This window comes from Companilactobacillus futsaii JCM 17355, assembly GCF_001435505.1.
Classification (GTDB): domain Bacteria; phylum Bacillota; class Bacilli; order Lactobacillales; family Lactobacillaceae; genus Companilactobacillus; species Companilactobacillus futsaii.
The window spans coordinates 24,915-34,057 of the sequence record NZ_AZDO01000121.1 but is presented as its reverse complement, the minus strand read 5'-3'; the positions used below and the strand labels follow the sequence as shown (position 1 = coordinate 34,057).

At 36.4% G+C, this 9,143-nt stretch carries 6 protein-coding genes; 1 reads left to right on the top strand and 5 read right to left on the bottom strand.

Annotated features, from left to right (window positions below; genetic code table 11):
• Positions 1-182 precede the first annotated feature (182 nt).
• From rbsU to parE, 5 genes are all read right to left on the bottom strand, one after another.
• Positions 183-1,067 (bottom strand): ribose/proton symporter RbsU, encoded by an 885-nt coding sequence (gene rbsU, locus FC88_RS09095; RefSeq protein ID WP_057814888.1) that lies wholly within the window; start codon positions 1,065-1,067, stop codon positions 183-185.
• A 778-nt stretch (positions 1,068-1,845) separates the two neighbouring features.
• Positions 1,846-2,778, bottom strand: coding sequence for a manganese-dependent inorganic pyrophosphatase (locus FC88_RS09090; protein WP_057814886.1), 933 nt, complete (start codon positions 2,776-2,778; stop codon positions 1,846-1,848).
• A 29-nt stretch (positions 2,779-2,807) separates the two neighbouring features.
• A complete protein-coding gene (locus FC88_RS09085; protein ID WP_412030877.1) occupies positions 2,808-3,764 on the bottom strand; it encodes a LysR family transcriptional regulator in 957 nt (318 codons plus the stop codon).
• Positions 3,765-3,859: 95 nt separating this feature from the next.
• A complete protein-coding gene (gene parC, locus FC88_RS09080; protein ID WP_083484624.1) occupies positions 3,860-6,301 on the bottom strand; it encodes a DNA topoisomerase IV subunit A in 2,442 nt (813 codons plus the stop codon).
• A 10-nt stretch (positions 6,302-6,311) separates the two neighbouring features.
• Positions 6,312-8,312: a DNA topoisomerase IV subunit B gene (gene parE, locus FC88_RS09075; protein WP_057814882.1), complete on the bottom strand. Its 2,001-nt coding sequence runs from the start codon at positions 8,310-8,312 to the stop codon at positions 6,312-6,314.
• A gap of 207 nt (positions 8,313-8,519) precedes the next feature.
• Here parE and plsY point away from each other — a divergent pair, with 207 nt between their 5' ends.
• Positions 8,520-9,143 (top strand): glycerol-3-phosphate 1-O-acyltransferase PlsY, encoded by a 624-nt coding sequence (gene plsY / locus FC88_RS09070; protein WP_057814880.1) that lies wholly within the window; start codon positions 8,520-8,522, stop codon positions 9,141-9,143.

The window sequence follows — 9,143 nt, the reverse complement described above, 5'->3', positions numbered from 1 at the left end:
ACCTTTATGGGTTTTTGTGTCCACTAGTGTTCAGTTATATTTTACAATCTGCCATATACAAATAAATATCCTCCCAATTTTGTATAAATTGAAAAAGATATAAACCAATAAACTTATAAACTCTCTGATATATAAACAAAAACACGTTGGAATTAATTTTCCAGCGTGTTTTTGTTTATATTTTATAAGAAAGCCGTGATAACACCAGCAATAACTACTAGTACTAGTCCAGAAAGAACCATAATCATTTCTTTACGTGTCTTACTTTCATGAAGGAAGTAGATACTACCTAATGTAGCAATAATAACGTTCATTTGTGAAAGTGTGAAACCAGTAGCTAATCCGTTAACGTCTTTACGAGATGAAATCAAGTAAGTTGCAGCAGCGAAAGCGAAGAAGATACCACTGATGATATTTAGATAAGTACTCTTTGACTTATAAGGCTTAGCTTCACGATTACTCTTAGTAAGAAAACCGAAAACAGTTGCGGCAACTGCCATACCAAAGGCTTGTGGCAAGAAGGCCTCGAAACCGTTGATTGTTACTGCTTGTGGAAAGGCTGAATAACCAACATAACCAATTGTAGCAATTAATACTAATGTAATACCTTTAACAATGCCTGATTCACTCTCAGAAACTTTCTTTTCACTGTAAGTAGTCAAGTAGACTCCGATAATGATCAAAAGAATTGCAAAACCACCAAATAGTTTAGCCGTAATACCAGGCCATTCACCTAAAACGATTACACCCCAAAGTGATGTACCAATCAATTGAAAACCAGTTGATACTGGCATAGTTTTTGAAACACCCATCTCAGCAAAGGCGTAGAAAACTAATGATTGAGCAGCTGACCAACAAACACCAGATAAGAAGGTGAATAGCAAAGCTTTACCACTTAGAAGCGGTGTTTGAGTAACAAGTGCTACTACGACTGCGGACAAAAATGTACCGTATGTTGAACCAATAATTTGGTTAACTGGCTTTCCTCCAAATTTACCAGTTAAGATTGGGTACAATCCCCAACCAATCATCGGCATTAGTCCAATTAAAATATTTACCATACTCATTTTTTTACAAACTCCCTTTAGTTCAAAATAACAAAGCAATTTTTCAACAATGTGGATATTATATCAAAAACGAGAATGCGTTTTCAAGAAAAAAGTTCGTTTTCATTAAAAATATCATGAGAAATATTTTATTTTTTTGATATCTTTGTGCTGTGACAGCATGGGAACCGTTTACAATTATTTAATTATCTAAACATAATTTTTATTCTGTAAATCAAACATTTCTTTTCGTAAATCGTTATCATAAAATATATTTTATATTCGAACTTATTGAAATTCATTAAAAGACGTCTCATCAATCAGGTATTAGGTTGATGCTAAATGCCGTCGTTTTACTAAACAATAAATGCCTCTTACTAAATTTTGGTTAATGTAAATTTCCGTCTTCCACACAAGCTACCACTACCGACTAGATAACGTCATTTATTGTTTATTTCAAATAATTCAAAGTCAAAAATAGCATCAATTCAGATATAGTCGATTAACGACTGCCATTATCCGAATAGATGCTTATTTGTTTAATCGTATAAAAATATAAAACAACTCTCTAGTCCGGAATAGCAAAGAAAATTGGCTCAGTAGTGAAAGGCCGAGCTTGAAGACTTTGCCCGGTTTTGGACTTAGCAAAGGCTCCAAGTCGACCCACTACGTTCCAGCCAAATTTTCTTTGCTATGGAGGACGGCATATTGCTACTAAAACATAACTTACTCAATAAAAAAGCCCTTTTAGTTTGCACCATATAAAGCTACCCTAAAAGAGCTAAATTCATTTAATTAATTAAAATTGTTCGTTCAATGGAGGAACAACTTGCTTCTTACGTGAAACAACGCCAGGTAAAGCGGCTTTGTTATCTTCAACTTTAGTATTCAAAGCTGTTTCAAACTTGCTGATAGCATCGTCGTCACCAATAACAACACCAGTAGTATCACTAGTCAAGATATTAGTAATCAAAAGAACAAACAAGTTATAACCTTTGTCAGCATTTTCTGCTTTGATGTCTTTAACAAAGTCAGCTTCACGTTTCAAAGTGTCTTCAACATCAACAGTATTGACTTGAGCTACACGAACACTAGTACCATTCATGTCAAAGCTCTTAGCATCCATATCGATTAATTCTTGAGTTGACTTGCTGTCTAGGTTTGTACCAGCTTTTAACATTTCAAGACCATAAGTTTCATAATCGATTCCAGCAATCTTACTTAAGTCCTTAAGAGCATCACGATCTTCGTCTGTTGTTGTAGGTGATTTCAATAGCAATGTATCAGAAATGATTGATGATGCCATGATAGCAGCAATCTTTTCAGGGATTTCTACTTCTGATTCGTTGTACATCTTCCAAACGATCGTACTTACACAACCTAGTGGTTCAGCACGGTAATACAATGGCAAATCAGTTTCAAAGTTAGCAATACGGTGGTGATCAACTACGTGAGTAACTTCAACAGTATCGATATCGCTGACACTTTGTTGTCTTTCGTTGTGGTCCACAAGCATAACTTTCTTAACTTCCCCATCAATAGCAGAAATTACACGTGGGAATTTAACATCGAAGTGATCGTAAACAAATTTTGTTTCTAGGTTTGGTTCACCCAAAGCTACAGCTTCTGTATTGTAGCCTAATTTTTTTTGTAAGTATGAATAAGCGATAGCTGCTGAGACAGCATCTGTATCAGGATTCTTGTGTCCAAATACTAATTCTTTTTCTGGCATGTTGTTTTATACCCCTTTTATAAAATAATTTATCTTGAAGATTTCAAACGATCAATATAGCTCATTTTATCTAAGAAATTGTCCCATTCATCCAAGAATTCTTGAATTCGTGGAATCTTCTCTTTATCTTCTCGATATACAAATGATAAATCACTTGATATAGCTGGTTCAAGTGGTGTTTGATAAAGTTTAAACATTGGTTCATGCGCAATGCAAAAACTCAATGGTAAAACTGTGTAAACATCGTCGGATTCTTGAGCAAATTTCAAAAGTTGATATGGAGACGAAAATCTCGCAATTACTTTTGGCAAGTCTACTAAAGCATCCCGATAACGCTCTTGCAATAGTTCTGAGAAATAATAGCTCTTCAAATACGTTGCCCAAGGCTTTTGCGTTGCATCCTTGTAACAAACTGATTTTTTCTTGCTGAATTTCTCATTATTGTGAATCAACATTATATTATCACTAATGATCTTTTTAGACTTGTAAATTTTCCAACTTTTAATATTTCGATCTGGTAAATACATAATTGCTAAATCAATTCGATTATTTTGGATACTATCCCAAAGTTCTTTTCGAGTTAACAAGTTCAAATCGATCACAACATTTGGATTGATGCGATTGTATTCGACAATAAAGTCTTCGATCACAACCGACTCAGCCGTTGATAATAAACCGATGCTGATCGTACCACTTTTTTCTGATGATGCTTGTTGAATTTGATCGGTCACATTGTTGATCAAATCAAACATTTGGTGTGTAGCCTTTAGGAGGGATGTTCCGGCGTCAGTTAAATAAATTTTCTTACCAACACTGTAAAACAATGGAGCTCCCACCACGCGTTCAATTTTTTTGATTTGTTGAGTCAAAGCTGGCTGTGTAATACCTAATATTTGAGCTGTTTTGGTATAACTCATATTTTTCGTCAACTCATCAAAGTAATTCAAAGCTTTGGAACTAAAGACTCTTCTTGATTTTTCGTCCAGCAATAAAGAATCCTCCTAATTATTTGTCATAGTAAAAATTAATATATTTAATAAGATAATAATACTATATAACACAAAACTATGCTCTTTATATCCTATTTTTCTTCAATTTTTTTGACAAATCTAACTGGAGTACCATCTGTTTCTGGATCCATGATGAATGAACCATTGGAATAACGGTCGGTGCTTTGATGACTGGTACGATCGATCGTTATCTCTTTATTAGCATCAGTAATGATTGAAATCGATTCATCATTAGTAAGGTTAGTTACTAATTGAACTCGATGTGGGTTACGTTTTAATTCACGTAATGTCAAAACTCCCCGACGAGCTCGACTAGTTACAGGTATTTCAGATAACTTCATTTGTTTATACGAACCACGTTGCGTCAATAAAGCAATTTTTTCACTTTCATCAGCTGATAAGAAATATCCAGCCAATTGATCATCAGCTTTTAGACTGACAAATTTAACACCAATGGCTTTACCACTGACTACTGGCACTTCAGAAACTGGAAAGGCTGAAGCATAAGAATGTTTCGTAAAGACATAGACTAAATCAGATGAATCACTGGCTAAGTAGTAAACGTTCATAACTCTAGCATCAGCTGATTTGATCTTGCAATACTTCGAAGCTCGAGACTTATACGTACGTCCCGGTAATAAGTCACTGAATGCAACTTGTTTGATGTAGTTTTCATTTGTCGCAATCAAGAAATTACCCGTTTCCTTCAAATCCTTAAAGACAAAAGCCTTAAGAATCGATTCATCAGTATCCAAACCAACTTGTTGAGACAAATGAGACCCAGTGTCTTTCCAACGACTATCTTCGATTTCAAAAATCTGACGATAGATCAAATTACCCTTGTCAGTAAAAATAAAGACGTGATCAAGCGTATTGACGTTTTGATCGATAATTGGATAATCTTCATCCTTTAGACCATTGTCATCTGGACTGGAAGCCTGATAAGAACGCAAACTACTACGTTTAACGTAACCATCATGACTAACTAATAGACGAACATCTTCACTAGCAACCATAACTGAAGTATCAACTTCAATTTCTTCAACTTTAGCCTCAATCTTAGTCCGACGTTTGTCAGCGTACGTATCACGAACTGTTAATAGTTCTTTTTTGATGACATTCATCAAAGTTTGATGATCATCGATGATCTTATTCAAAGATGTAATCTGGTCATTCAACTCTTGATCTTCTTTTTCAAGTTCTGTCACATCAGTATTCGTCAAACGATAAAGTTGCAAAGAAACGATAGCTTCTGCTTGTTCATCAGTAAATTTATACGATTTGATCAAATTATTCTTTGCGTCAGATTTATTCTTACTGCCCCGAATAGTTTTAATTACTTTATCAAGAATCGACAAAGCTTTGATCAAACCTTCAACGATGTGTAAACGTTTCTTAGCTTTAGCTAGATCAAATTGACTCCGACGTAAAACAACCTCTTCTTGGTGCTTGATGTATTCCTTCAAGATTTGAATCAAACCGACTTGTTGTGGCGACATATCAGCGATAGCCACCATATTGAAGTTATATGAAACTTGCAAATCAGTATTCTTGAACAAGTAGTTCAAAATTCCGTTAGCATCGACATCCCGTTTTAATTCGACAACGATCGATAGACCTTGACGGTCGGACTCATCACGAACTTCAGCGATACCTTCAACTTTTTTGAGAACTCTGATTTCATCCATCTTTTTAACTAATTGAGCTTTATTAACTTCATAAGGAATCTCTGTGATCACAATTTGTGATTTATGACCGCGAAGCTCTTGAATCGTCGTCTTAGAACGAAGATAAACCTTACCGCGTCCAGTTTGATAAGCTTCTTTAATACCAGCTTTTCCTTGTAAAATACCACCAGTTGGAAAATCCGGTCCTTTAACGATCTTCATCAATTCATCCAAAGTAATATCTGGGTTGTCGATCATCTTGACCGTAGCGTCGATCACTTCACCCAAATTATGTGGTGGAATCTCTGTCGCATAACCAGCTGAAATACCAGTTGCACCATTAACTAACAGATTAGGAAATCTAGCTGGCAAAACCTTAGGTTCTTTTTCAGTATCATCGAAGTTCCATTCTTCATCGACGGTACCTTTGTTGATATCACGTAACATTTCTGTTGATATCTTGCTCAAGCGAGCTTCAGTATAACGCATGGCAGCTGGTGGATCACCATCCATCGAACCGTTATTACCGTGCATTTCAATTAAAGGCTCACGTAATTTCCAGTCTTGGGAAAGTCGTACCATTGCTTCATAAATTGAAGAGTCACCATGAGGGTGGAAATTACCCATAACGTTACCAACACCCTTGGCTGACTTACGAAAACCCTTGTCATACGTGTTGCCATCCAAAAACATTGAATACAAAATTCGACGTTGAACTGGTTTCAAACCATCTCGAATGTCTGGCAAAGCTCTTTCTTGAATAATTGATTTTGAATATCTCGCAAATCGATCTCCCATGATTTTTTCGAGCGAGATATCTTGAATTTTAGGAGAACTTTCAGTCACTATTTATCACCTATTCCTTATTCAATAAATCGTCAACGATTTTACTATCGATTGGGTCAGTTGCATCGACTTTTTCAAGGATATTGTCCCCTTCTTCAGTTCCGTTGAAGCGAACATTTTCTTCGATCCAATCACGACGTGGTTTAACTTTGTCGCCCATTAGAGTAGTTACACGACGTTCTGCTAATGCAGCATCATCGATATTGACTCGAATCAAAATACGGTTAGCTGGATCCATTGTTGTCTTCCAAAGCTGGTCAGCATTCATTTCACCTAAACCTTTGAATCGTTGTAAGTCGTAACCTTTACCCATTTCTTTGATGCCATCTTTTAGTTCATCTGGCGTCCAAGCGTATTTAGTCTTCGTCTTAGCACCTTTACCTTTTTGCAAACGATAAAGTGGCGACAAGGCAATATAAACATGACCTGATTCAACAAGTGGTCGCATATAACGATAGAAGAAGGTCAATAACAGGATTTGAATGTGAGAACCATCATCATCGGCATCAGTCATGATGATGATCTTGTCATAATTTCTGTCTTCTAGTTTGAAGTCAGCTCCAACGCCAGCACCGATCGTATAGATCATCGTGTTGATTTCTTCATTTTTGTAGATATCTTCTAGTTTAGCCTTTTGAGTATTCAAAACCTTACCACGCAATGGCAAGATAGCTTGGAACTTTCTGTCTCGGCCTTGTTTAGCAGAGCCACCGGCAGAATCACCCTCGACTAAGAATAACTCATTCTTATCAGGATTCTTCGATTGAGCGGGTGTCAACTTACCAGACAATAAACCGTCAGTCTTCTTGTTCTTCTTACCACTACGAGTACTTTCACGAGCTTTTCTAGCAGCATCTCTAGCTTCACGAGCTTTGAGGGCTTTTTTGACGAGCATTTGTGCCTGCTCACCATTTTCCATTAAGTAAAAGCTCATTTGTTCATAAACTAATTGATCAACAGCAGATCTTGCTTGAGGTGTTCCTAATTTACCCTTAGTTTGACCTTCAAATTGCAAAATTTCTTCGGGAATACGAACAGAAATAATTGCTGACAAACCTTCACGAACATCGCTACCTTCGAGGTTCTTACTATTTTCTTTTAATAGTCCAACTTTTCTTGCATAGTCGTTAAACGCTTTAGTTAAACCAGACTTCATTCCGGCTTCGTGCGTCCCACCATCAGCAGTACGGACGTTATTAACAAACGAGATAATGTTTTCAGAATAACCGTCATTGTATTGACCAGAAAATTCGATTTCAATATCTGAATTAGTGCCCTCTACGTAGAAAATTCCACCTAGAGCATCCTTTCCTTCGTTGAGGTATTTAACAAATGATTGAATCCCATCCTCGTAATGGAAAACTTCTTCTTTGTCTTCTTCACCACGCTTATCAGTGATGGTGAATTTAACACCTTTGAGCAAGAAAGCTGACTCACGAAGTCTTTCGGCTAAGGTATCGAAATTAAATTTGGTTGTTTGAAAAATCGTGCTATCAGGCTTAAAACTAATAGTCGTTCCGCTGCCTTCTTTAGTTGATCCAGTCTTTTTCAAGGTTCCAACGGGATGACCACCGTTTTCAAAGCGTTCTTCATAGACTTTGTGATCACGAACGACTCGAACTGTCATCCATTCAGACAAAGCGTTTACAACTGATGAACCTACACCGTGTAGACCACCAGAAGTTTTATAACTATTTTCAGAGAATTTACCTCCGGCATGTAGGACCGTTAAGATAACTTCGATCGTTGGACGACCTGAAGAATGCATTCCCGTTGGCATCCCTCGACCATGGTCAACGACTGTAATGCTGCTATCTTTGTTGATAGTGACATTGATCTCCTTACCAAATCCTGATAGAGCTTCATCGACTGCGTTATCGACAATTTCATAGACCAAGTGATGTAATCCACGTGAATCTGTGGAACCAATGTACATACCAGGTCTTTTTCGTACAGCTTCTAATCCTTCAAGGATTTGAATTGACGAATCATCATAAGATGATTTTGGCATTTATATCATTCCTTTTTCATTTACTACTTGCGGTTATTTTAGTATTATAACACTATTCACATTATACGAATATACGTTCGTATTCAAGAGAAATCTTTTATTTTTAGTGAAAATAGTGGATAATGTCTAAGTTGGTATTTATAATTTTTGTAAAACACCATAGAATTACAATATACCAAAAAATAAAGCTGAGAGAGTGATTTTTTAATGAAACTTCTCATTTGTGCCATTTTAGCCTATTTAATCGGCTCATTTCCAACGGCCTATCTAGTCGGAAAAATCTTTTTCCATAAAAACATCTTTGAATACGGCAGTGGTAACGTTGGAACCACAAATGCTTACCGGGTCTTCGGTAAATACGCCGGAACACTAGTCTTAATAATCGATATTTTAAAGGGAACTTTAGGAGCTTTGATGCCTGTTTTCTTTAGATTGGATCACCATTGGGTCTTATTCGTGGGAATTTGTGCCGTCATTGGTCATTGTTTCTCAATTTTCTTGAAATTTAGAGGTGGTAAAGCTGTTGCCACTAGTGCTGGTATCTTACTAGCATACAATCCTTTGCTATTCACAATTTGTTTTATTGTTTTAGCTACAATTGTTTATGTCACAAGTATGGTCAGTGTTGCTAGTTTAACAACAGTGCTCTTCTTTACCATTGCTTCACTATTTTTGCACGACTGGATCTTAAGTACCGTCGCCGCTATAGTTACTGTCATTATTTACGTTCGTCATATTCCAAATATCAAGCGACTACTCAAGGGCAAAGAGAATTTGGTTCCAATTGGTTTACAGTACAAAAAGCAGCAAGCTAAGAAAAATCAAAAATAA